This window comes from Yimella radicis (assembly GCF_054778255.1).
This window is the reverse complement of the sequence record NZ_BAAGZR010000007.1, coordinates 155,634-179,526: the sequence shown is the minus strand read 5'-3', so window position 1 is coordinate 179,526 and position 23,893 is coordinate 155,634. Positions and strand designations below refer to the sequence as shown.

Genomic DNA, 23,893 nt, shown 5'->3' with positions numbered 1-23,893 from the left:
GGATCGATGCATGAGTGAGCGTTTCGATGCCGTTGACGTGATCCGCACCAAGCGGGACAAGCAGACGCTGAGCGACGAACAGATCGACTGGGTCGTCGACGCGTACACCCGCGAGGTGGTCGCCGACGAACAGATGGCGGCGCTGGCGATGGCGATCCTGCTGAACGGAATGACGCGCGAGGAGATCTCCCGCTGGACGAACGCGATGATCGCCTCCGGCGAGCGCATGGACTTCTCCTCGCTGTCGCGTCCCACCGCCGACAAGCACTCCACCGGTGGCGTCGGCGACAAGATCACGCTCCCGCTCGCACCGCTGGTGGCCGCGTGCGGCGTTGCGGTACCGCAGCTGTCCGGTCGCGGCCTGGGCCACACCGGCGGCACGCTCGACAAGCTCGAGGCGATCCCCGGCTGGCAGGCCTCGCTCAGCAACGAGGCGATGCTCGATCAGCTCGAGGAGATAGGCGCGGTCATCTGCGCCGCCGGCAGCGGACTGGCACCGGCCGACAAGCGCCTCTACGCGCTGCGCGACGTGACCGGCACGGTCGAGGCGATCCCGTTGATCGCGAGTTCGATCATGAGCAAGAAGATCGCCGAGGGCACCGGCGCATTGGTGCTCGACGTGAAGGTCGGTTCGGGTGCGTTCATGAAGGACGTCGAGAACGCCCGCGAGCTCGCCTCGACCATGGTGCAACTCGGCAAGGACGCAGGTGTCACCACGGTCGCGTTGCTCACCGACATGTCGACGCCGCTCGGCCTCACCGCCGGCAACGGGCTCGAGGTGCAGGAGTCGGTCGAGGTCCTCGCCGGTGGCGGTCCGTCCGACGTCGTCGAACTCACCGTCGAACTCGCCCGCGAGATGCTCAAGGCCGCCGGCAAGGACGACGTAGACCCCGCCGACGCACTCAAGGACGGCCGGGCGATGGACGTGTGGCGCACGATGGTCGCCGCCCAGGGCGGTGACCCGGACGCCGAACTGCCGACCGCCAAGGAGACCCAGGTCATCGAAGCCGACGCGGACGGCGTCGTCACCGAACTCGACGCGCTTGCGGTCGGTGTGGCCGCCTGGCGGCTCGGCGCGGGACGTGCCCGCAAGGAGGACAAGGTGCAGGCGGCGGCCGGCGTCCAAATGCACGTCAAGCCGGGCGACCGCGTCCGCAAGGGTGACCCGTTGCTGACCCTGCACACCGACACCCCCGAGAAGTTCGAGCGCGCGGCCGAGGCTCTCGAGGGCAAATGGGCCATCGGGGAGTCAGCGGACGACCGCCCCGACCTCATCATCGATCGAATTTCCTAGAAGGACGACGACATGGTCGAGCACTACAACCAAGCAATCCGGATCCCCGTCCCGGGCGGGAAGATCATCGACGAGCACATCGGTGCGGCGAGCACGGGCGAGACGTCGATCTCGGTCGCGCACATGGTCGCGCCCGCCGGTTGGGACGAGCCCTTCCAGACCCCGCAGTTCGACGAGTACACGATCGTGCTCAAGGGCACCGTGATCGTCGACCACGACGGTGGCCGGTTGGAGGTCAACGCTGGTGAGTCAGTGAAAACCGTTGCCGGCGAACGCATTCGCTACTCCTGTGGACATCAAGGTGCGGAGTACATCGCGGTCTGTCTGCCGGCGTTCAGCCCCGATACCGTGAACCGGGAGGACTGAGCGATGCACGAGGTTCGTCCGAAGATCAAGGCCCTGCCGAAGGTGCTGCTGCACGACCACCTCGACGGTGGGGTGCGTCCGCAGACCGTCCTCGAACTGGCCAGGGAAGTCGGGTACGACGGTCTCCCGGTCGACGACGTCCAAGGACTCGCGGATTGGTTCCGCGACAGCGCCGACTCCGGCTCGCTCGTCCGTTACCTGGAGACCTTCGCCCAGACGGTCGCCGTCATGCAGACCCGGGACGCGTTGTTCCGGGTGGCGTCGGAATGCGCCCAGGACCTTGCTGACGACGGAGTCGTCTATGCCGAGGTGCGTTACGCACCCGAGCAGCACCTCGAACAGGGCCTGACCCTGGAGCAGGTGATCGAGGCGGTGAACGCGGGATTCCGCGACGGTGAGGCGCGTGCCGCCTCGGCCGGCCACCCGATCCGGGTTCGTGCGTTGCTGACCGCGATGCGGCACGCTGCCAAGAGCCGCGACATCGCCGAACTCGCCGTGCGCTACCGCGACCAGGAGGTCGCTGGGTTCGACATCGCCGGGGCCGAGGCCGGCTACCCGCCCACCCGTCACCTGGACGCGTTCGAGTACCTGCGCCGAGAGAACGCCCACTTCACCATCCACGCTGGGGAGGCGTTCGGCCTGCCGAGCATCTGGGAAGCCATCCAGTGGTGCGGTGCCGAGCGCCTCGGTCACGGCGTGCGGATCGTCGACGACATCGATGTTTCCGAGACCGATCCGAAACTCGGCCGGCTGGCGGCGTTCGTGCGCGACCGGCGCATCCCGTTGGAGATGTGCCCGTCATCGAACATCCAGACCGGTGCCGCCGAATCCATTGCGGCACACCCGATCACGATGCTGAAGGACCTTCGCTTCAGGGTCACGCTGAACACCGACAACCGGTTGATGAGCGATACCTCGATGTCGTGGGAGATGCAGCAACTGGTCGACGAAGCCGGCTGGGACCTGGACGACCTGCGCTGGGTGACGGTGAACGCGATGAAGTCGGCGTTCCTGCCGTTCGAACAGCGACTCGCCCTGATCAACGACGTGATCAAGCCCGGCTACGAAGCGGCGGCCCGCGGCGCCCTGAGCTGAGTTCGTTTTCGCTGGTTCAGCCGGTCTGCGTAGGTCCGTCCACGGGATCCGAACGTTTCCGCTGGTCGAGCCGGGTTGCGTAGGTCCATCCGCGGGATCCGAACGTTTCCGCTGGTTGAGCCACGCTGATGACGAAGGAATCAGCGTGCGCCGAAACCCGGTGAGGTTCACGGCTGCTCGGCCACGTGTTGTCGGGTGGGGCGTTGGAGGTCGCGGTGGTTTCGACGCGCGTGACTTCCTTCCTCAGTCACGCGGCTCAACCAGCGATGGCGACTCAGCGCAGGACGCGGGCGCGTAGGGCGGCTTCGCGCTGGAGGCGTTCACGGTCACGCTTGCGCCGTTCGGCGAGAACCGCGGCGAGCACGGCGTCCATCGGGGCGCCCGGGGGCGGGGGAGGAGACACCCGCGGCATCACTTCGGCCAGCAGCGCGCGTCCGACCTGCTCGCGTGCGACCGGGCTCAGCATGTCGGTGCGGGTGAGGTACTGCCGGATCTGCATGGCGACGCCGTCGGGTAGCGCCCCCATGTCGGCTCCGGACGCCCACGGAATCAGCGCAGGTGGCATCCACGGGCCCGGCTGCAAGCGCATCGCGGTCTCTTCGCGTACGACATAGGTGCCGGCGGCGAGGTCGCCGATCCGTTTCGCGCGCGTGGACAACATCGCGCTGACGACTGCGGGCACGCCCATCAGCAACCAGATCTCGATGATGCCGACAAGGCCACGCACGAACGCATGCCGGAAGGTGATCGGACCACCGTCGTCACGGACCACGCGCAGCTTCATCACGAGCTTGCCGAGGCTGCGGCCTCGGGTCAGCAGCTCAACACCCACCGGGACCACCAGGAAACCGGTGACGGTGAGCAGGATCCCGATGATCGCGGCCTGAGCTTCGGTCACGCTGCCGCCCAGCCAGGTGAGTGCAACTGTGGCGAGGACGAACCCGGAGAAGATCACGATGTAGTCGATGATCGCGGCAATGACCAACGACGCGACGGAAGTCGCGGGCACATCGATGAGCACACCCTCACCGGTGATCATCGAGTCGACGTCGGACCCGCGTAGCGCACGCTTGGGTGCGGCGGGGGAAGTCGTCGAGTTCGCCATCACCCGCAGCGTACAGTTCGGGTGTGGATCTGGACGCTTACGTGGAGGCGCACGGACACGAGTGGGCCCGCCTGCAGGAGCTGACCACGAAGCGTCGACTCGACGTGTCGGAGTCCGACGAACTCCTCGACCTCTACCAGCGCACCGCCACCCATCTGTCCCATATCCGCTCCACCGCGCCCGATCCCGGTGTGACCCAGTACCTCTCGACGATTCTCGCGAAGTCGCGGGCCAAGGCGATGGGCACGCGGTCGAGTTCGTGGACGGCGGTGGCGGGATTCTTCGTCGAGACGTTCCCGGCGATGTTGTACCGCTCCCGCCGCTGGTGGCTGATCACGATGTTCGCCAACTACGCGGTCGCCCTGGCGCTCGGGTGGTGGGTGATGGCGCACCCCGGCGTCCAGTCGTCGATGTTGTCCGCAGAAGAGATCGACCAACTGGTCAACCACGACTTCGAGAACTACTACCACGAGAGTTCGAACGCCGACTTCGCCGCTCGTGTGTGGACGAACAACGCCTGGGTGGCCGCCGTCTGCCTCGCGGCCGGAGCGCTCGGTCTGCCGGTCATCTACATGCTTTGGCAGAACATCTCCAACCTCGGACTCATCGGCGGACTGATGGCAGATCACGGCCGCCTCGACCTGTTCTTCGGGATGATCCTTCCGCACGGATTGCTCGAGCTGACAGCGGTTTTCGTCGCCGCGGGCGCCGGTCTTCGGATGTTCTGGTCGTGGGTCGAGCCAGGGCACCGCAGCCGGGCGAGCAACTTCGCCCGCGAGGCGCGTTCGACGATGACGCTGGCTCTCGGACTCATCGTCGTGCTGTTCGTAACGGGTCTGATCGAAGGCTTCGTGACACCGTCCGGACTACCGACCTGGGCGCGCATTGCCATCGGCGTCATCGCCGAACTGCTGTTCTTCGTCTACGTGTGGACCCTCGGCAGGGACGCCGCACGACGCGGTGTCACCGGCGACCTCACCGGGGTCGACGCCACCGCCGAAGCGCCGTCGCGCGGCTGAGTCAGATCGAGAGCTGAGTACCGCGGTTCGCGGACTCGGCGGCCTGGGCCACCCGGTCCGGGGAGTCGGCCTGCACGCCCGCACCGAGGATCGTCACCGGACTCGCAGTGTGGTCACAGCAACCCCTGACGTTTGAGCAGCAGGTAGTGGTCGACGAGTGCGACCGGCAGTTTGTCGGCGGGCTCGTCGATGACCGTCGCACCCAGGCGGCTGAGCGCGGACGTGGTGCGGGCACGCTGTTGCATCGTGCGTTCGGCGGCAGCGGCTTGGTAGGTCTGCGCGATTCCGTCGCGGTGGGCTGCAGCCTGCACGACCGAGCGGTCGGCCACGGAGGCGACGACGACCCGGTGGTGTTTGGTGAGGCCGGGCATCACCGGAAGAAGGCCTTCCTCCAGGGCGGCCGGTTCGAGCGGAGTCAGCAGCACGACAAGAGACCGGCGGCGGGTAAGACTGTTGACCGCACCGGCGAGCGTGTTCCAATTCGCTTCCAGCAGAACGGCTTCCAGCGGTGCCATCGCGGTCACCATCGAATGCAGCAACTCCGAGCGGTCCGACTTTCCGATCACCCGTCCGCGCACTGTGCGGTCGCCTGCGATGAGATCGACGCGATCGCCTGCGCGGGAGGCGACCGCGGTCAGGAGTAGTGCAGCATCCATCGCCGAGTCGAGCCGCGGCATGTCGTCGATGCGTCCGGCGCTGGTGCGTGAGGTGTCGAGCACCAGGATGATCCGGCGGTCGCGTTCGGGTTGCCAGGTGCGCACGACCGGGTGTTGGCGGCGAGCAGTGGCTCGCCAGTCGATGCTGCGCACGTCATCACCGTCGACGTAGTCACGCAACGAGTCGAACTCGGTGCCCTGGCCGCGGATGCGCACCGCCGAGCGTCCGTCGATCTGACGCAGTTGAGCGAGTTTGCTCGGCAGATGCTTGCGGGAGGCGAACGGGGGTAGGCAGCGCACGAACCCCGGCAGCTCGAAGGAGCGCTGTCGAGCCGCGAGGCCCATCGGGCCGAACGACCGCACCGTCACCCGGTCGGCTCGCCGGTCGCCACGCCGGGTCGGTGACAACGTGGTGGTCAGTCGGCGGGTCTCGCCGCCGGGTATCCGGGCATCGTGCCGGTCGCGGCCGGCCCCGGCGGACGGCTGCCAGGCGTCCCGGATCAGTGCGTGCAGCGTCCGACCGGTCGGGTTGCGTACCAACAGACTCGTCGTCGTGCTCTCGCCCAACCGCACCGACTCGACGGGTTCCCGGCTCAGGGTGAGCTTCTTCGGCGACGGCGCCGACAGCAGGTCGAGGGCGACGAGCACACCGACCAACGCCAGCCACAACCAGACCGACGTCTGCTGCGGACGCAGCACGACGAACACCAGGCCCAGCAGGGCCAGGAGCACGGTGCGTCCGGTGACAGCCATCAGTGGGTCCTCAGCAGGTCGTCAGCAGGTCGTCAGCAGGTCGTCAGCAGGTCGTCAGCAGTTCGTCAGCGCGGCACCGGGACGGCGCCGATGGCCGACCGCAGGACGTTCTCGGTGGTGACGCCTTCGAGTTCGGCCTCCGGGCGCAGCGCGAGACGGTGCGACAGTGTCGGCACGGCCATTGTCTGGACGTCGTCCGGAGTCACGAAGTTGCGGCCGTTCAGCCACGCCCACCCTCTGGCTGTGGACAGCAGTGCCGTCGCCCCGCGCGGGCTCACCCCCAGCGACAGCGACGGCGAGTGCCGGGTGGCGCGCGCGAGGTCGACGATGTAGGCCAGCACGTCCGGGCGCACCTCGACGGTTCGCACCGCCTGCGCGCCGGCGGCCAGGTCGGCAGGCGACGCGACGGCGCGGACGCCCGCGGCGCGCAGGTCCTTGGGATCGAATCCTTCGGCATGACGGCGCAGCACCTGCACCTCGTCGTCGCGCTGGGGCAACGGGATCGCGATCTTCATCATGAAGCGGTCCAGCTGTGCCTCCGGCAACGGATAGGTGCCTTCGTACTCGACCGGGTTCTGAGTGGCGGCGACCATGAACGGGTTCGGCAACGCACGTGGAGTGCCGTCGATCGACACCTGGCGCTCCTCCATCGCCTCCAGCAGGGACGACTGCGTCTTCGGGGGAGTGCGGTTGATCTCGTCGGCGAGCAGCAGGTTGGTGAACACCGGACCGGGCCGGAAGGTGAAATCCGAACTGCGCGAGTCGAACACGAGCGATCCGGTGATGTCGCCGGGCATCAGGTCGGGCGTGAACTGCACCCGCTTGGAGTCGATCGCCAGGCTTGCCGCGAGGGTGCGGATCAGCAGCGTCTTGGCCACACCGGGTACACCCTCGAGCAGGACATGGCCGCGCGCGAGCAGAGCGATCACGATCGCCGTGACGGCGGCATCCTGACCGACCACCGACTTCGCGACCTCGCTGCGCACCCGCTGCAACGCCTCGCGGGCCGCTTCGGGGTGATCGGCATCCGGGTCGGGGGACTGGGACTTGTCCAGATCGGTCATCAGCGGCGGACCTGCCTTTCGAGTGCCGAGAGTTCATCGGCCAGTTTGCTCAACGACGATTCGTCGATGGTTCGTGGGTCGTCGGCCAGCAGGACGCCGACCTCATGCGGTTCGCGTCCGCTGTGCAGCGCCACCTGGTGGACGAGGTGTTCGTCGTCGATGCCGGGCGGAAGGCCGAGGTAGCGACGCACACGGTCGCGGGTCGCCGAACGCAGCACCGCCGCCGTGCGGGAGGTGTCGCGAGCCTTGCGGTAGAGCTGCCCGCGCGCGGCGGTGGTCTCGTTGGCGTGGACGATCACCGGCAGCGGTTCGGTCACCAGACGTCCGAGGCGTCGACCGCGCCAGAACATCAGGAGCAGCACGCACGCCGAGGTCAGCCAGAGCGCCGGCATCACCCACCTCGGGAACACCGTCTCCTGCTGCGCACTGGACGACTTCGGATCGAATCCGCCGGAGTACCAGAGGAGTTCGCCGGTCTGGCCGAGTGCTCGCAATCCGAGTGCGGCGTTGTCGCCGGCCTTCATCGTGCTGTTGGTGAGGATGTCGGTGCTGCCGATGACCAGCAGCGCCGGACGCCGGTCGGCGGCCGGAAGTTCGAACACGACGCCCTCGGAGTCGTCACCGAAGCAGGAAGTCGCACCCGCCGGAACGGCGTAGCTGACCGAGTCGGCCGACATGGTCAGCGAGCGAGCCCATGCCAGCGAGCATTCCTGGCCTGCGGCCGTCGCGGTCGACGTCCCGCCGGCTTCGGTGGTGATCTCGAACGCGTCCTTCAGCAGGTGCGGGTGTGGTGCGATCAGAATGAGTCGTGCGCTGTCGCGATGGGCAGACGCGATCTCGCGCAGCCGGTCGGCCGAGACGGACGTCGGGTCGCTCACCAGCACGGTCGTGCCCTTGCCCGGCGGTCGGTCTTGCAGCTCGTCGACATCGGTCACTCGATGCACGTCGACACCGTTGGCGCCGAGCACGCTCGCCACGGCCTCGGACCCGCCCTTGCCGGGGTTCTGCGGATCGAGCGGAATCTCGTTGCTGCGGTTGAGCATCGACATGACGCCGGCCACGACCAGCACGAGTGCGAGGACTGCAACGGCAGCGAACAGACGGCGGCGGGTCATCGCGTGACCGCCGGGTGCGCAGGACGGCTGCGGGCGAGGGACGCATCGAGGTCACGCATCGCCTCGACGACCGGACGTGGCGGCACGCGTCCGCCGTACCGCACCTCGTCGAACGTGCGTGCGGCGGCGCCGATGTCGGACCGGCGATCGGGAAAGGCGTGCGAGAGCTCGTTCGCGACCTCATGCGCTGTTGCGCCGGGTCGTGCGGAGACGATCGTGCGGTCGACACCCCGCCGGGCGAGCGCTCGGAAGTACTGCACATGGGCCAGGGCCGTGTCACCGTCCGCCAGTGCGCGGTCGCCCGCCGCGCGTAGTTCGTCCGCGTCGAGTTCGCTGGAGATGACCTCGTCCACGTCGTGGTCCGAGCCGCGTTCGGGTCCTTGACGACGTCGAATCCTGGTGAGGCCGAGTCCGATCAGGGCCGCCAGCATGATCAGTACCAGGCCCAGCCAGAGGGGCGGCAGCGAGCCGGCGCCGTCGGTGAGATCGGCCAGTCGTTCGTTCAGCCAGTCCATCAACTTCTGCAGGAGGGTGCGCCGGTCGCCGTACTTGGGCTTGCTCAACTCGTGCTCGAGTTGCCTACGCGCGTCGTCGGACGACGGTTGCAGGGGCGGCTCGAGGCGGGCGAACATCGTCAGTACAGGATCCGAGTCACTTCTGCCCGGCGGCCTTCATCAGCTCGAGGTCGAGCGCCTCACGCCGGATGCGCTGATCGATGTAGAGCAAACCGGTCACGCTGGAGCTGAACGGTGCGGTGATCGCCGTGGAGATGATCGTCATGACCTGCATGAAGACGACGAACCACAACGGCGTCGCAACTCCCGCGTCGGGGTCGGCGCCCGCGAGGAGCACGCCCATCCCGACGAGCATCGCGGGGAACAGGATCATCGAGGCGATCATGCCGACCAGCAATTGCGTGACGAGCGAGATCCCGAAGATCCGCCAGAACTGGCCGCGGGTGAGTTCCCAGGAACGCTTCAGCGACCGGACCGGGCCGATGCCCTCCAGCGTGACCGCAGCGGGGGAGAGCATCGTGCGGGTGCCGAGCCAGATCAGTAGAGCCAAGCCGGCGACGACGGCCAGGATGCCGACGATCACGGCAGCGATCTCACCACCGGCCAGGTAGGCGAGCAGGGTCACGCCGACCAGGACCGCAACGAGCAGGATGCCACCCAGCAGCAACAGCAAGGTGGCGCCGAGCAGCGCCCAGATGCGCGGCTTCACCCGGGTCCATGCCTCGCCGATCGAGGCGCGGTGACCGAGCACGGCCTCGGCCACGACCACGATCAACATGCCCGACAGCAGGATCGAGGCGAAGACCCCGACCAGTTGACCGACCGAGTTGGCGATCGACACCAGGGCATCACCGGTGTTGTCCGCACCGAACGCGGTGTTGGTGATGAGCAACGTCAGCAACAGCGTCGGGATCGCGAAGAGCGTCGAGATGACCAGCGACATGCCGAGGGTCGCCATCGGGTTGCCGCGGACCGTCCGGAACGCGCCCTCCAAGATGTCGCCGAGCACGAGCGGCCGCAACGGGATCACACCGGGTTTGGGGGCGAACAAGCCTGGGGGAGCGCCGTATTGAGGTTGAGGCGAGGGTGGACCGCCGTATGGACCAGTTTGCGGCGGCGGATACTGCTGGCCGTATCGAGGGCTCTGGCTGTGATCGGGTTGCGGGCCGCGTCCCGGTGCGTACTGGCCGTACTGCGGAGTGGGTGGCGGCGGGCCGTGGTGCGCCGGCTGCTCAGGCTGCCGTTCTCCCGAAGGACTGGCCCAGTTCGTCATGCACCGACCCTAACCTCCCGCTCCGCCTGCTTCGGGGTGACTGCACGCGCGCCACGCCGTACATGCGCGGCGACGATCTGCGGCTCGTCCATCGCCAACCGCAAACCTCGACGCGCGAGCACCGGCACCGACTTGCGCCGCTCGGACACGTCGCGCACGAACCGGCGTCCCATCGTGACCCAGCGGTTCTGCCGGACGCAGAACGCATCGCGCAACAAGTCCGCATCTCGCAGCAGGGCGATCAGGTCGGCGGCGAAGATCCCCTCGGCCACGACAGTGTCGGCGCTCGCCAGTTCGACGGTCGAGTGCCCGGCCGCCCGGGAGGTGGAGATGTCGTAGTCGGGCACCACGGTCCGGCCGGTCGTGCACAGATCCTGCAACGCGGCGAACGCGGCATCGATGTTCCAGGAGCCGACGACGTCCCAGTCGGGGATGCCCAGTGACGACATCGCCAGCGACGGATCGTCGCCGTCCTTGTAGAAGTCGTCCAGGCGCACGGTTGGCCAGCCGTACGAGCGGTGCAGGCGTTCGGCCAGGCGGGACTTCCCGGATCCGCTGGGGCCGCACAGGATCAGCACGCGTGCTCGTCGTTCGGACATCGATCGGGTTCCTCCTCGAGCATCGCTCGGGCGTTCTGGTGGCGCGATGAGAATACGGCAGCCCCCAGGTAGCCTGGCCGGGTGACGAAACCGAACCGTTCCCAGGTCGCGCAGATGGTCGACCACACCCTGCTCAAGCCCGAAGCCACCACGGACGACGTGCGTGCGCTCGTCGCCGACGGTGAGCGGCTGGGCGTCTACTCGGTGTGTGTGTCGCCGTCGATGCTGCCGCTGGAGACCTCGCTGCCCGTCGCAGTCGTCTGCGGGTTTCCGAGCGGGAAGCACACCTGCGCGGTGAAGGCGGCCGAGGCTGCCGAGTCCGCGAAGCTCGGCGCCGCGGAGATCGACATGGTCATCGACATCGGAGCCGCCCACGCCGCAGACTTCGACGCGGTCCAGGCCGACATCGCCGCGGTGCGCCAGGCTGCTCCGGACGTCGTCTTGAAGGTCATCATCGAATCCGCCGCCCTGACCGACGAGCAGATCGTGGCGTGCTGCCAGGCGTCCGAGCGCGCCGGTGCGGACTTCGTGAAGACGTCCACCGGTTTCCACCCGGCAGGTGGCGCGAGCGCACACGCGGTGCGACTGATGCGCGAGACCGTCGGCGACCGTCTCGGCGTCAAGGCGTCGGGTGGGATTCGCACCCCTGAAGCCGCTGCCGAGATGATCGAGGCGGGCGCGAACCGCCTCGGTCTGTCCGGCACCGAGTCTGTGCTCGCCGGTTTCGACGCCTGACCTCAGTGTCACAGGACAAGAATCCGGGCAACCCCGTCCGCACTTTCCGCCAGCGGGGTGCGTACGTGACCGGTTGGGTGTTGGTCGGCGTCTTCCTGGTCGTGCTCGTCGCGCTCGCGGTCGCGTCCGGGCTCGAGGTGGGTGCCACCGCGTTCCTGTTGGCTGCGGCGGGGGTGGTCTGGTTGATTCTCGTCCGTCCCGCAGTGCGGTTGAGCGCCGACGGGGTCCGTCTGGAGAATCTCGTCCGTGACATCCGGATGACGTGGCCGGCGGTCGACATGACCGAGGCCCGCTGGAACCTCAAGGTGGTTTCACCGGAAGGCGACGCGTACTCCTCCTGGGCCATCTCGGCGCAGCGTCCGAAGATGACCGGGGGTGTCACCCCGACGCCGGGTGGACAGTTGCTCCCGACCACCGGCACCGATGTGCCGATGGGACAGGAGCACCGGTCCGGGTCCGCCGGCGCGGTCGCCTCGGCCATCGACGAGGCCAAGGCCGACTACGAGCGGGCCGTCGCCAAGGGTGCGATCGCCGAACAGAAGCCCGAGATTCACCGCACCGTTTCGCCGGTGGCCGCGGCAGGCTGGGCCGCGTGCCTGCTGGCCGTCGTGATCGGCTTCCTCAGCCTGTAGTCGGCCGCTTCGGAGGAGGTCTGGTCGAGCAGGTGCGAGCGCCGCGATCGAGACCTCGTGCGGTTCGGTGGAAGGCGAGAACCGTCCCGGTCAGGCGGTGGTGAGACCCTCCATCTCGGCCCGGACGGCCGCGAGTCGTTGCGCGGTCTCGGCAGCGTCGTCACCGATGGCTTCGAGGTAGATCTTGAGCTTCGGTTCGGTGCCTGAAGGTCGCACGATGATGCGTGTGTCGTCAGCCAGGTAGTAGCGCAGGCCCTCCGTCGGGGGCAGCGCGTCCGACCCTTCCGCAAGATCCTCCCTGCGGGAAACCGACTGTCCAGCAACGTTTTCCGGCGGATTGTCGCGCAGTCGCTGCATGATGCGTCCGATGATCGACAGGTCATCGACCCGCACCGAGAAGCTGTCGGTGAGGTGGGCGCCATGGGTGCGGGCGAGTTCGGCGAGGACGTCGGGGATCGAACGCCCCGTGGCCTTCAAGTCCGCAGCCAATTCGGCGATCAACAGACCGGCACTGATGCCGTCCTTGTCCCGGACGCCTGCGGGATCGACGCAGTAGCCGAGCGCTTCCTCGTAGCCGTACCGCAGACCGGGGACGCGGCTGATCCACTTGAACCCGGTGAGTGTCTCCTCGTGGGCGATGCCCGCGGCGCGGGCGATTGCGCCGAGCAGACGAGAGCTGACGATCGAGTTGGCGAACACCGAGCCTTCGGCGACACCGCGTTGCACCAGGTGGTGACCCAGGAGCGCACCCACTTCGTCGCCGCGCAACATTCGCCAGGTGCCGGCGTCCTCGATCGCGACGGCGCACCGGTCGGCGTCGGGGTCGTTGGCGATGACGATGTCGGCACCCACCTTCCGCGCCTCGGCGAGCGCAAGATCGATCGCTCCCGGCTCCTCGGGATTGGGGAAGCTGACGGTCGGGAATTCCGGATCCGGCTCCGCTTGCTCGGCGACAGGCTGGACGTCGGTGAAGCCGGCGCGGTGCAGGGCGTCGATCATCGTGGCCGACCCGACGCCGTGCAATGCGGTGTGCACGATCCGCAGGTCGCGCGGGCCGCCCGCCTCGACGACCGACGTCACCGACGCCAGGTAGTCGTCGATGATCGAGTCGTGGACCGTCTCCCAGCCGTCGTCGGCCTGAGCGACATCGGCCGCGCGCGGAAAGCGGTCGATCGCAGCGGCGATCTCGGCGTCCGCGGGTGGAACGATCTGGCTGCCGTCGCCGAGGTAGACCTTGTAACCGTTGTCCTGCGGCGGGTTGTGGCTGGCGGTCACCATCACTGCGGCGTCGGCGCCCAGGTGGCGAATCGCGAACGCCAACAACGGCGTCGGCAACGGATGGCTGAGCACGAGCGCGCGTCCGCCGGCTGCCACGACGACGGCCGCAGTGTCGCGGGCGAAGACGTCTGAGTTGTGGCGGGCGTCGAATCCGATCACCACGGTCACGTCGGGGCGGCCCTGCGATTCCTGCAGGTACGCGGTCAGGCCGGCAGCAGCACGCAGCACGACGACGCGGTTCATCCGGTTCGGCCCGCCACCGAGCGCGCCGCGCAGCCCGGCGGTGCCGAACTCGAGCAAACCGGAGAACCGGTCGGCAAGTTCGGCGTCCGCGCTCTCATCGCCTCTTTGGGCGCGCTCCAGCAGGCTGATCAGGCCGGCAGCGGTCTCGGCGTCGGGGTCGTCGGCGATCCACTCGCGGACGTCGTCGTGCACCTGGGTCATGACGGAACCTCGCTCAGAGCTTGCGGACGATCTGCGACAACAGGTCGGCGCAGCGACTCGCTGCAGCCTTGCCGGCGTCGATGACTTCCTCGTGCGACAGCGGCACCTCACTGATGCCGGCGGCCGCGTTGGTGACCAGGCTGATGCCGAGGACCTCCAGGCCGACGTGGCGCGCGGCGATGGCCTCGAGCGCGGTCGACATGCCGACCAGATCGGCGCCGAGCACCTTGGCCATCTGCACCTCGGCGGGCGTCTCGTAGTGCGGCCCACGGAACTGCGCGTACACACCCTCGGGCAGGTCCGGGTCGACCGTGCGGGCCAACTCCCGCAGGCGCGAGGAGTACAGGTTGGTGAGATCGACGAAGGTCGCGCCCTCGAGCGGCGAGTCCGCGGTGAGGTTCAGGTGATCGCTGATCAGCACGGGCGTGCCGGGAGCCCAGTCGGGGTTCAACCCGCCGCAGCCGTTGGTCAGCACGACGGTGTCGCACCCGGCGGCCTTGGCGGTGCGGACGCCGTGCACGACCGCGCGCACCCCGCGTCCCTCGTAGTAGTGCGTGCGGGTGCCGTAGACCAGCGCGTGCTTGTCGGTGCCCTCGATGCGGATCGATCGCATCGTGCCCTCGTGGCCGGCGACGGCGGCCTTGGCGACTCCGGGCACCTGCTCGTTGTCGATCGTGGCGACGGTTTCGCCGAGCCGGTCGGCGGTGTCACCCCAACCGGAACCGAGCACCAGCGCCACGTCGTGCTTGTCGACGCCGGCCAACTCCCGGATCCGCCGTGCCGCCTGATCGGCGAGCTGGAAGGGGTCGACGTCGGCGAAGTCGGCGGTCTGCGTCTTGATGTTCGTCACGGCCGCCACAGTACCCAGCCGGACCCCCGGAACACACGACCTACTGCGTGGTTGGATGGGCGGGTGACTGGTCGACAGAAGTCAGTGGTGGTCATCGGCGGCGGTCCCGGTGGCTACGAATCCGCGTTGGTGGCCGCGCAACTCGGCGCCGCCGTCACGATCGTCGAGAGGGACGGACTCGGTGGCGCTGCGGTGCTCACCGACTGCGTCCCGAGCAAGACGCTGATCGCGACCTCCGACTTCATGTCGCGCTTCAAGGCGGCCGGACGTCTGGGTGTGCACTTCGAGGGGCACGAGGAGGACCAGCACGCCGAGGCGCACATCACCGAGGTCAACACCCGCGTGCTGAAGCTGGCCAAGGCGCAGAGCTACGACATCCGCGCTCAGGTCGAGAGCGTCGGCTGCCGCGTCGTGCACGGTTCGGCCTCGATCGTCGACAGTTCCACCGTGCGTCTGGTGCGGCAGGACGCCGAACCCGAGGAGATCAAGGCAGACGTCATCCTGCTGGCGGTCGGCACCACACCGCGGGTGATGGAGTCGGCGATGCCCGACGGCGAACGCATCCTGACCTGGCAGCAGATCTACGACCTGAAGGAACTGCCGGAGCACATGATCGTCGTCGGTTCCGGTGTCACCGGTGCCGAACTCGCCCACGCCTACCTCGGCCTGGGTTCGAAGGTGACGCTGGTGTCCTCCCGCGATCGCGTGCTTCCGGGCGAGGACGCCGACGCCGCCACCGTCATCGAGAACGTCTTTCGTCGCCGTGGCATGCAGGTGCTCAACCGCTCCCGTGCCCAGTCCGCGGTGCGCGACGGCGACAAGGTGACGGTCACCCTCGAGGACGGCCGGACGGTCGAGGGTTCGCACGCACTGTTGGCCGTCGGTTCGATTCCGCAGACCAAGGGCATCGGACTCGAGGAGGTCGGTGTCGACCTCACGCCGTCGGGTCACATCAGCGTCGACCGTGTCTCCCGCACTTCCGTGCCTGGTATCTATGCCGCCGGCGACTGCACCGGCGTGCTGCCGCTGGCGTCCGTGGCCGCAATGCAGGGACGAATTGCCATGGCGCACGCACTCGGCGACGCGGTCGCCCCGCTGAACCTGCGCGGTGTCTGCGCGAACATTTTCACCGACCCCGAGATCGCCACGGTCGGTTACTCCCAGGCGGACGTCGACGAGGGCCGGATCGAGGCCCGCGTGGTCACGCTGCCGCTGTCGACCAACCCGCGGGCGAAGATGCGCAACATCAAGGACGGCTTCGTGAAGCTGATCGTCCGTCCCGGCTCGAACACGATCGTCGGTGGAGTGGTCGTGGCGCCCCAGGCGTCCGAGTTGATCTACCCGATCGGCCTGGCCGTACAGAACCGCCTGACTGTCGATCAGATGGCCCAGACCTTCTCGGTCTACCCGTCGATGACCGGTTCGATCGCCGAGGCCGCGCGCCGGCTGCACCAGTCGGAGATCTGAGGCCGGTCCCCGCGGGGAGGCACGAACAACGCGAGAACCGACGAATGCCGCTGGTTGAGCCCTACGGATGACGAAGGAATCCGCAGGTGCCGAAACCAAGGTGCGACAACGTGAGAACCCAGCCACGTCGGGCTGGGTTCTCGTTGTTCCTACGGTGGTTTCGGCACCTCGGCCTTCGTTCCTCAGGTCGAGGCCTCAACCAGCGAAGGTGGCCGGGTTCTCGTTGTTCCTGCCGTGGTTGAGTAAGCTGAGAATCAGTGAGAGAAGGAGTGCTGGCCGAGGTTGCTGTAGTAGCGGACCAGGGGCTGACGGGTGGCCACGCGCTGCTGACGGTTGCGGGCGAAGAACTGCACCGTCCAGGTACCCAGGACGGCGATCATCGCGACGAGCGCAATGGCGGTGATGATGGTGAAACCGGTGAAGAAGCCGGGGATCATGTTCATGGTGACGACTGCCTTTCTACAAGTGTAGTGCTCGATCTATCTACGACACTACACCTGTAGTGAGCAAGGTCGAAACGAACGGTGCGTGACCTCTGTCACGCGCGACGCGGACTCGCCACGACGTTCAATAGATCGGGTTGTCCAGACCAAATTCTGCTGCAGCGGAACGCAATTCATCCCGAACGTCCGGATGTGCTGCCTTCTCGATGATCTCGGTCGCCTGCTGCTTCTCGTCATTACCGAGCAGGAACGCGATGCCCTGTTCGGTCACGATCGCACTCTGCTGGAAGCTCGTCGTCGTGTCCGCGAGGCGGGGGACGACGGTCGACACGTCCGCCTTGGGGTGCCAGGAGCGCAGCGCGATGAACGAGTGTCCGCCGGGGGAGTGCATCGCACCGACGATGAAGTCGGTCTGACCGCCGAACCCCGGGTCTGCAGGGTGGATCCGTCGGGCACCTGCGCGGCGACCGTCGCACCGATGAGTGCGCTCGCAGTGCACGATCACGACGTCCGCACGCAGCCGGCGGCGCAGCAGCACCGGCACCATCGACAGGCGGCAGGGAACGTAGGACAGTGCCGGGTGGTGGCGCTGACCGGCTCCGATGAAGCAGGTCTCGGCGATGACGCCCTCGCGGGTCGGGATCCCCTCGGCGCCGTTGAGGATGTTCAGGATGTAGGTCGGCACCGCGTGGTCGAGGGCTTCGACGGCCTTCCACGGTGTGGCCAGGTTGCCGCTGACGACAACCCTCGGGCGTCCCTGGAGGATCGACAGCCGCGACCGCAGTTGCGCCGTCGTGACGGTCTTCATCGACGGTCCCGGCCGGGGTCGTCCGCCTCCGCATCTTCGGTCCGGCCGCACGGTGCCTCGTGGTCGATCTGGTGCGGCATCAGGCCGGCGTCCTCCCACACCTTGTGCCGGTTGCGCCGGGCACGGGGAACGGCGACGAACAGCACCGCCACGATGACAGCGGTGAACAACAGAAGTGGGATCACGTTGCCCCAGGACATTGGCTACCTCGTCTCGGTCTCGACCGTCACCCTGACGGGTGTCGGATCGTCGATTGTGACAGTCTCTTGCGGTGACCACGCCACGACCTGAAGGAACCGCCGCCCGCCAGACCCATCTGCTCGACGCAGCGATCGGAGTCGTCGGCGAATCAGGATTGCGTGGCCTGACTCACCGAGCACTCGACCGCGCCGCGGGCCTGCCCGAGGGCAGCTGCTCGGTCTACTACCGAACCCGGCTGGCGTTGCTCACCGCTCTCACCGACCACGTCGCCGGACGTCTGATGCACGACGTCCAGCAGCTCACCGATTCACTGCCGGTGGGCACGGACGACCCGACCTGCGCGATTGACGGCACGACGCGGTTGCTGCTCGGCTGGGTTCGCGACCCGGCTCTGTTGCTCACGATCAGCGAGCTCAGCCTGGAAGCCGTCCGCACCCCCTCGTTGCAGGATTCGATGCGTGCCTGGCGGCGCGGGCTGGTCGACCTGGTCGGCAGTGTCGTCGAACGTGAGCACAAGGGCGCATCGCACCAGCGCGCGCAGACCGTCGTCGCGGCCCTTGAAGGTGTTGCGATCGGTTCGCTGAGCCTGCCCGCGGACGAACGCGAGGCCTATCTCGCCAGCACCGTCTCGCTGTTGGTGAAGGCGATGTCCGACCTGGAGACTGACTGAGCGCAATAACGACCAGGCCCTTGACTACGGGCGTAGTAGTCAAGGACCTGGTCGTCATAGCGACCGGAGTCGCGCAGGTGGTTACTCGGCGTCCTTGATCTGCGCGATCACGGCGCCTGCACTGACGGTCTCGCCGATGTTGGCCTTGAGGCCCGAGACGACGCCGTCCTTGTGGGCGGTGATCGGCTGCTCCATCTTCATCGCTTCGAGCACGACGATCGTGTCGCCGCTGGAGACGGTGGCATCGTCCTCGACCGCGATCTTGACGATCGTGCCCTGCATCGGAGCGGTGACCGAGTCGCCGCTCGCGGCCTGACCGCCGCCGCTGGACCGGCCGCGCTTCGGGGCCTTCTTCGGGCCGCCTGCTGCGCCGCCGCCAGCGCCGAGCTGCAGGTCGCCGGGCAGCGACACCTCGATGCGCTTGCCACCGACCTCGACCACCAGCGACTGCCGCGGGGCGGCCTCGGGAGCCTCGCCGGCGGCGCCGCCGAAGGGCTCGATCTGATGGTCGAACTCGGTCTCGATCCAGCGGGTGTGGATCGTGAACTTCTCGTCCGGGTCGTTCGGTGCGAATGCCGGGTCGCAGACGACTGCGCGGTGGAACGGCGCGACCGTCGGCATGCCCTCGATGACCAGTTCGTCCAGCGCGCGGCGGGACCGCTCGAGCGCTTCCTGGCGGGTGCGGCCGGTGACGATCAGCTTGGCGATCATCGAGTCGAACGCGCCGGCGATCGTGTCGCCCTCGACCACGCCGGCGTCCCACCGCACGCCGGGGCCGCTCGGCACGACCATCTTGGTGATGGTGCCGGGGGCGGGGAAGAAGTTGCGGCCGGCGTCCTCGCCGTTGATGCGGAACTCGAAGGAGTGCGCGTGCGGCTCGGGGTCGTCGAAGTCGAGCGCCTCGCCGGCCGCGATCCGGAACTGCTGGCGGACCAGGTCGATTCCGGTGACCTCTTCGGAAACCGGGTGCTCCACCTGGAGGCGGGTGTTGACCTCGAGGAAGGAGATGTGGCCCTCCGGCCCGATCAGGAACTCGCAGGTGCCCGCGCCGACGTAACCGGCCTTGCGCAGGATCTCCTTGCTCGCACGGACGAGTTCGGCGTGCTGCTCGTCGGTGACGAACGGAGCCGGTGCCTCTTCGACGAGCTTCTGGTTGCGGCGCTGCAGCGAGCAGTCGCGGGTGGAGACGACCACGACGTTGCCGTGCTGGTCGGCCAGGCACTGGGTCTCGACGTGGCGCGGGTGATCGAGGAAGCGCTCGACGAAGCACTCGCCGCGACCGAACGCGGTGACCGCTTCACGGACTGCGCTGTCGAACAGTTCGGGGATCTCCTCGATGGTGCGGGCGACCTTCAACCCGCGTCCGCCACCGCCGTACGCCGCCTTGATCGCGACCGGCAGACCGTGTTCCTTGGCGAACTCGACGACCTCGTCCGGGCCCTCGACCGGGTCCTTGGTGCCGGGCACCAGCGGAGCGTCGGCGGCCAGTGCGATGTGACGCGCCTTCACCTTGTCGCCGAGGCTGTCGATCGCCTCGGGGCCTGGACCGATCCAGATCAGGCCGGCGTCGATGACCTTCTGCGCGAAGTCGGCGTTCTCGGCCAGGAAGCCGTAGCCGGGGTGCACCGAGTCGGCACCCGACTGCTCGGCGATCTCGAGCAATTTCTCCTGCACGAGGTAGGAATCGGCCGGTGTTGAGCCGCCGAGGGCGTATGCCTCGTCGGCGACCTTGACGTGCAGCGAGTCACGGTCGGGCTCGGCGTAGACGGCGACCGATTCGATGCCGGCGTCCTTGCAGGCGCGGGCGATTCGGACGGCGATCTCGCCACGGTTGGCGATGAGAACCTTGCGCAGTTCGGGCATGGCGTGAGCCTATCCGGATGTGGGCGATGCCACATTCGAGGGGCAAAACCGAACGGTAGGAAATATCGGGCGGCGATGCATCGCTGCATCGGGCATGACTGGTAACCCCACCATCCCCAACATTTCCCTGCGCGCCGGCGACACCTCGGTCGAGATGCCGCAGCTCGGTTTCGGCGTTTGGCAGGTCGAGGACGACGCCGCCGCCCCGGCCGTCACCGAGGCCCTGCGCGCCGGCTACCGCAGCATCGACACCGCCCGCATCTACGGCAACGAGGCCGGCGTCGGCCGTGCGCTCGCCGACAGCGAACTGGCGCCGTCCGATGTCTTCCTGACCACCAAGGTGTGGAACGACGACCATGGCTTCGACAAGACCCTCGCGGCGTTCGACGCCTCGCAGGAGCGCCTCGGCCGCCCCATCGACCTCTACCTCATCCACTGGCCGGTGCCGTCCAACGCAGCCTTTGTCGACACGTACAAGGCGATGATGCAGTTGCGCGACCAGGGCAAGGTGCGAGCGATCGGTGTCTGCAACTTCAACATCGAGCACTTGCAGGAGCTGCACGACACGGTCGGTGAGTATCCCGCGATCAACCAGGTCGAACTGCACCCGGACTTCCAGCAGAAGCAGTTGCGCGAGTTCCACGACAAGTTCGGCATCGTCACCGAGGCGTGGAGCCCGCTCGGTCAGGGCGGCGACATCCTCGCCGACGCCACGATCACCGATATCGCCTCGCAGTACGGCAAGACGCCCGCCCAGGTCATCCTTCGCTGGCACCTGCAGCTCGGCAATGTCGTGATCCCCAAGTCGGTGACGCCGGAACGCATCGCCGAGAACCTGGACGTCTTCGACTTCGAGCTCTCCAAGGCTGCGATGGATGCGATCGAAGCCCTCGATTCGGGCAAGCGTCTCGGTCCGGACCCGGCGGAGTTCAACGCCTGATCTCTGCTTCTTCTCACCGAGTGGCCGGGTTATGAACCGGTGGCCGGGATATGACCCGGCCGCTGGTTCACAGCCCGGCCACTCGGCGGTTCGCCTAAGGTTCTGCTTCGTGGGAGAAGTGATTGCGGGCCGCTATGAGCTGATCGACATGATCGGCGAAGGCGGCATGGGGGGAGTGTGGCGCGCGTACGACCTACGCGACGGCACCGTGGTCGCAGCGAAGGTGCTGCGCCAGTCCGACGCCGGTTCGCTACTGCGCTTCATGCGCGAGCAGGGGATGCGCATCCACCACCCCAATGTGGTGACGCCGCTCAGCTGGGCCGGTGTCGACGACCGCGTGCTCATCGCGATGCCGCTGGTCGAAGGTGGATCCGTCTCGGGGCTGGCCCACCGGCACGGCAAGCTGCCCGCACCGTATTCGGCCGAGTTGCTGCGTCAGTTGCTGGATGCGTTGACCGCCGTCCACGAGCAGGGCGTCGTGCACCGCGACATCAAGCCGGCCAACATGCTGCTGTCCGCGACCGGCACCGACAAGCCGCACCTGTGGCTCACCGATTTCGGCGTGGCCGTGTCTGTCGACGCGCCCCGTCTGACCAGCCACAGCATCGTCATGGGTACCCCCGGCTATCTCGCCCCCGAGCAGCTGCGCGGCTACGACCCTGACCCGAGGTCCGACCTGTACGCCGTCGGCATGATGGGCATCCAGTTGCTGACCGGGCACAAGCCGCGGGCACACGTCCGCACCGACGCGCTCGACCTGCCGCCGCGTCCGGACGGTGTGCCGGATGCCTTGTGGGACACAGTGATTCGCCTTGCCGACCCGGACATCGACCGTCGTCCGGCCAGCGCGGCCGAAGCGCGCCGGGCCATCGAGCCGGTGGCGTGGGAGAAGCAGTCGGCGATCGACGTCCGCAGCGACCTGCCACCCATGGGAGAAGCAGCCGGTGATTTCCGACCGACCGACGCCAGCACCGCGCCCCTAGACGGCGATCACACCGTCATGCGGCGTCCGACCGCGGCGATGCCGATGGCCGGCAATGTCGCAGCGCCCGCGCAGTCGACGAATCGTGCACACCGCGCGGTCGATCGCGCCGCACGAGCCAAGAAGCTTCAGCGCGTTGCGGTCCTCGTCGGTGCGCCCCTGGTCGCCGCAGCGGCGCTGGCCGCGATCTGGGTCCCCAAGGACAACGGGCCCACGGACGAGCCGGGCAAAGCCCGCCTCGGCGCCGAGTGCATCTGGTCGGACGTCGGCACGTCCGAACGCGACCAGAACGGCGTGCTGCGCACCTGCTTGGAGCAGGACGGTAAGTACGTCTGGACCGCTACGAGCTGAGGCTCAGGCCTGCCGCCGAGAACGCAGGGCCCACAACACTGCTGTCGCTGCCGCCAACACGGCGAGCGCACTGAGCGCGACCTTCGCCCACGGGAACGGGGCCCCGGTCTGCACCCCCTGGCCGATGCTCATCTCGCCCTTGCCCGGCTGAGCAAGCTTTGCGCCGCCTGTGTTCACGAAGGTCGGCCCCTGCTGGACGTCGCCCACTACAGCGATGTTGAGGTCGGCCGGGATCGGGGGCACGGAGTCGGGCATCGGCTCATCGCTGAATGTGAAGGACGCCGGACGGGTCCACACCGTCACGTAGTACCAGCCCGGCGTGGTTGTCCACTGCAGGCTGGCCTGCGGCACCTCGTTGCCCGCCTCCGACTTCGCAGACCGATTGGCCCACAGCACAGGTGCGGTGTAGGTGCCGATCGTCGCGCCCTTGGAACTGTTGGCCGACATCGAGAGGGAGTCGGAGTACTGGTAGTCCTTCGGGTTCGCGTCCAGAGCGATCCGTTGGGGCGTCCAGATCCTCGTCGAGACCTCGACAGCGATCGGGGAGGCGAAGTTTGTGTCCTTCCCGGGCACGCGCAGGGTGGCCGCCAGGCGCTGTCCCCAGTCGAGGCGGACCTTGTAGAAGGCTTGCGTACCGACGCCGAGTTTGAGTGAGTGCGTGCCGGCAACCAGGGTCGCAGCGTCGCCGAAACCCTTTCCGGGTGCGACCTCGCCCCGGACCTTCCCGTCCGGTGCCTTCAAGGTGGCTGTCTGGGCGACCGTCGCGGGTGACCCGACGCTGCCGGTGCCCTTGGGCTCGTCGGTGAGCAGGATCTCGGCCTTCGTCCTGCCGTTCGCGGGAATGCCGTTGTGCTCGATCGAGATCGACAGCTTGGTCGATTCGCGGCAGGTACCGCCCAGGTAATTGCCACGGGACACGTCCTCGTCGTCGTCCACCCCGACGTTCACGTTGAGGAAGGTGAGCGCGGAGTCCTTGCTCAACGTGCCGGTGTCGGAGGTGCAATCGTCGCCCTTGGCGTCGAGGATCGACACCTTGGTCTTGTGCTCACCGGTTGCCTTGAGCGCCTTGCCCTCGCGTTCGTCGGTGAGCACGCTCGCCAGGAAGGTGCGCATCTGGTTGCGGTTGATCGTGAAGGTGCGCGGGGATCCGTCGTTGGGGAGTTCGGCCTGGTAGAGACCCGCCTTGAGTTCCGGGCCCCCGGTCTTGTCGGTCGCGAGAGTCACCTGCTTGCCGGACGTGCCGTACGACTGCGGTTCGATCGCGGCATGCGCGGGTGCAGTGCCGGTTGCGACGAGGGCGGCACTGGTCAGAACGGCGGCAGCAGACTTCCGGAAACGCACGCGCACAGTATGACCCGCGGACGCCTGTGATCCG

The 23,893-nt window shown here is 67.8% G+C and carries 24 protein-coding genes; 10 read left to right on the top strand and 14 right to left on the bottom strand.

The annotated features are described in order from the left end of the window. The first annotated feature begins 10 nt into the window (after positions 1-10). Genes ACYU8W_RS05390 through ACYU8W_RS05380 form a run of 3 tightly spaced genes read left to right on the top strand, consistent with a single transcriptional unit; the run spans position 11 to position 2,755 of the window. Positions 11-1,294, top strand: a complete 1,284-nt coding sequence (locus tag ACYU8W_RS05390; RefSeq protein ID WP_499467276.1) for a thymidine phosphorylase — start codon at positions 11-13, stop codon at positions 1,292-1,294. Positions 1,295-1,306: 12 nt separating this feature from the next. After that, positions 1,307-1,660 (top strand): cupin domain-containing protein, encoded by a 354-nt coding sequence (locus ACYU8W_RS05385; protein ID WP_499467274.1) that lies wholly within the window; start codon positions 1,307-1,309, stop codon positions 1,658-1,660. Between the two features lie 3 nt (positions 1,661-1,663). Then, a complete protein-coding gene (locus tag ACYU8W_RS05380) occupies positions 1,664-2,755 on the top strand; it encodes an adenosine deaminase (RefSeq protein ID WP_499467272.1) in 1,092 nt (363 codons plus the stop codon). Positions 2,756-3,029: 274 nt separating this feature from the next. On the opposite strand, the gene ACYU8W_RS05375 is transcribed toward ACYU8W_RS05380, so the two are convergent. Beyond that, complete coding sequence (locus tag ACYU8W_RS05375) at positions 3,030-3,860, bottom strand: RDD family protein (RefSeq protein ID WP_499467270.1); 831 nt, start codon at positions 3,858-3,860, stop codon at positions 3,030-3,032. A gap of 23 nt (positions 3,861-3,883) precedes the next feature. On the opposite strand from ACYU8W_RS05375, the gene ACYU8W_RS05370 reads away from it, so the two are divergent. Then, complete coding sequence (locus tag ACYU8W_RS05370; protein WP_141929093.1) at positions 3,884-4,879, top strand: stage II sporulation protein M; 996 nt, start codon at positions 3,884-3,886, stop codon at positions 4,877-4,879. Between the two features lie 113 nt (positions 4,880-4,992). On the opposite strand, the gene ACYU8W_RS05365 is transcribed toward ACYU8W_RS05370, so the two are convergent. The 6 genes from ACYU8W_RS05365 to ACYU8W_RS05340 form a co-directional block, all read right to left on the bottom strand. Next, positions 4,993-6,288 (bottom strand): DUF58 domain-containing protein, encoded by a 1,296-nt coding sequence (locus ACYU8W_RS05365; protein ID WP_499467268.1) that lies wholly within the window; start codon positions 6,286-6,288, stop codon positions 4,993-4,995. Positions 6,289-6,353: 65 nt separating this feature from the next. Then, complete coding sequence (locus ACYU8W_RS05360) at positions 6,354-7,352, bottom strand: AAA family ATPase (RefSeq protein WP_499467266.1); 999 nt, start codon at positions 7,350-7,352, stop codon at positions 6,354-6,356. Next, positions 7,352-8,467: a DUF4350 domain-containing protein gene (locus tag ACYU8W_RS05355; protein WP_499467264.1), complete on the bottom strand. Its 1,116-nt coding sequence runs from the start codon at positions 8,465-8,467 to the stop codon at positions 7,352-7,354. Before ACYU8W_RS05355 ends, ACYU8W_RS05360 begins: the two co-directional genes overlap by 1 nt. Next, the gene (locus ACYU8W_RS05350; RefSeq protein ID WP_499467262.1) at positions 8,464-9,099 is read right to left on the bottom strand and encodes a DUF4129 domain-containing protein; all 636 of its coding nucleotides are present in this window, start codon (positions 9,097-9,099) and stop codon (positions 8,464-8,466) included. Before ACYU8W_RS05350 ends, ACYU8W_RS05355 begins: the two co-directional genes overlap by 4 nt. A 19-nt stretch (positions 9,100-9,118) precedes the next feature. Beyond that, positions 9,119-10,033 carry a DUF7847 domain-containing protein gene (locus ACYU8W_RS05345; protein WP_499467260.1) on the bottom strand — a complete coding sequence of 305 codons (915 nt, stop codon included), beginning with the start codon at positions 10,031-10,033 and terminating at the stop codon, positions 9,119-9,121. Between the two features lie 218 nt (positions 10,034-10,251). Continuing rightward, positions 10,252-10,854 (bottom strand): AAA family ATPase, encoded by a 603-nt coding sequence (locus ACYU8W_RS05340; RefSeq protein ID WP_499467258.1) that lies wholly within the window; start codon positions 10,852-10,854, stop codon positions 10,252-10,254. 81 nt (positions 10,855-10,935) lie between these two features. Between ACYU8W_RS05340 and deoC the strand changes: the two genes are divergently transcribed. Then, positions 10,936-11,589, top strand: coding sequence for a deoxyribose-phosphate aldolase (gene deoC, locus ACYU8W_RS05335; RefSeq protein WP_499467256.1), 654 nt, complete (start codon positions 10,936-10,938; stop codon positions 11,587-11,589). 5 nt (positions 11,590-11,594) lie between these two features. After that, on the top strand, positions 11,595-12,221 hold the full coding sequence (locus ACYU8W_RS05330) for a PH domain-containing protein (protein ID WP_170221958.1): 627 nt from the start codon (positions 11,595-11,597) through the stop codon (positions 12,219-12,221). Between the two features lie 90 nt (positions 12,222-12,311). Here ACYU8W_RS05330 and ACYU8W_RS05325 read toward each other — a convergent pair whose 3' ends face one another. Both ACYU8W_RS05325 and ACYU8W_RS05320 read right to left on the bottom strand, forming a co-directional pair. Further along, positions 12,312-13,943, bottom strand: a complete 1,632-nt coding sequence (locus ACYU8W_RS05325; protein WP_499467254.1) for a phospho-sugar mutase — start codon at positions 13,941-13,943, stop codon at positions 12,312-12,314. A gap of 13 nt (positions 13,944-13,956) precedes the next feature. Further along, entirely contained in the window at positions 13,957-14,793 is an 837-nt protein-coding gene (locus ACYU8W_RS05320; protein WP_499467252.1) for a purine-nucleoside phosphorylase, read from the bottom strand. Positions 14,794-14,856: 63 nt separating this feature from the next. On the opposite strand from ACYU8W_RS05320, the gene ACYU8W_RS05315 reads away from it, so the two are divergent. Further along, a complete protein-coding gene (locus tag ACYU8W_RS05315; protein ID WP_239701279.1) occupies positions 14,857-16,260 on the top strand; it encodes an NAD(P)H-quinone dehydrogenase in 1,404 nt (467 codons plus the stop codon). A 254-nt stretch (positions 16,261-16,514) separates the two neighbouring features. Here ACYU8W_RS05315 and ACYU8W_RS05310 read toward each other — a convergent pair whose 3' ends face one another. From ACYU8W_RS05310 to ACYU8W_RS05300, 3 genes are all read right to left on the bottom strand, one after another. Next, positions 16,515-16,703: a hypothetical protein gene (locus ACYU8W_RS05310; protein ID WP_239701282.1), complete on the bottom strand. Its 189-nt coding sequence runs from the start codon at positions 16,701-16,703 to the stop codon at positions 16,515-16,517. 124 nt (positions 16,704-16,827) lie between these two features. Then, complete coding sequence (locus ACYU8W_RS05305) at positions 16,828-17,511, bottom strand: acetyl-CoA hydrolase/transferase C-terminal domain-containing protein (RefSeq protein WP_499467250.1); 684 nt, start codon at positions 17,509-17,511, stop codon at positions 16,828-16,830. Continuing rightward, on the bottom strand, positions 17,508-17,711 hold the full coding sequence (locus ACYU8W_RS05300; protein WP_499467248.1) for a hypothetical protein: 204 nt from the start codon (positions 17,709-17,711) through the stop codon (positions 17,508-17,510). Before ACYU8W_RS05300 ends, ACYU8W_RS05305 begins: the two co-directional genes overlap by 4 nt. Before the next feature lie 71 nt (positions 17,712-17,782). Between ACYU8W_RS05300 and ACYU8W_RS05295 the strand changes: the two genes are divergently transcribed. After that, positions 17,783-18,382: a TetR/AcrR family transcriptional regulator gene (locus ACYU8W_RS05295; RefSeq protein WP_499467247.1), complete on the top strand. Its 600-nt coding sequence runs from the start codon at positions 17,783-17,785 to the stop codon at positions 18,380-18,382. Between the two features lie 81 nt (positions 18,383-18,463). Here the strand turns inward: ACYU8W_RS05295 and ACYU8W_RS05290 are convergent, their stop codons facing one another. Beyond that, positions 18,464-20,245 carry an acetyl/propionyl/methylcrotonyl-CoA carboxylase subunit alpha gene (locus ACYU8W_RS05290; RefSeq protein WP_499467245.1) on the bottom strand — a complete coding sequence of 594 codons (1,782 nt, stop codon included), beginning with the start codon at positions 20,243-20,245 and terminating at the stop codon, positions 18,464-18,466. Between the two features lie 94 nt (positions 20,246-20,339). On the opposite strand from ACYU8W_RS05290, the gene ACYU8W_RS05285 reads away from it, so the two are divergent. Beyond that, entirely contained in the window at positions 20,340-21,185 is an 846-nt protein-coding gene (locus tag ACYU8W_RS05285) for an aldo/keto reductase (protein WP_499467243.1), read from the top strand. Positions 21,186-21,294: 109 nt separating this feature from the next. Next, positions 21,295-22,518, top strand: coding sequence for a serine/threonine-protein kinase (locus ACYU8W_RS05280; RefSeq protein WP_499467241.1), 1,224 nt, complete (start codon positions 21,295-21,297; stop codon positions 22,516-22,518). A gap of 3 nt (positions 22,519-22,521) precedes the next feature. On the opposite strand, the gene ACYU8W_RS05275 is transcribed toward ACYU8W_RS05280, so the two are convergent. Further along, positions 22,522-23,859, bottom strand: coding sequence for a hypothetical protein (locus tag ACYU8W_RS05275; RefSeq protein WP_499467239.1), 1,338 nt, complete (start codon positions 23,857-23,859; stop codon positions 22,522-22,524). Between the last annotated feature and the right edge of the window lie 34 nt (positions 23,860-23,893).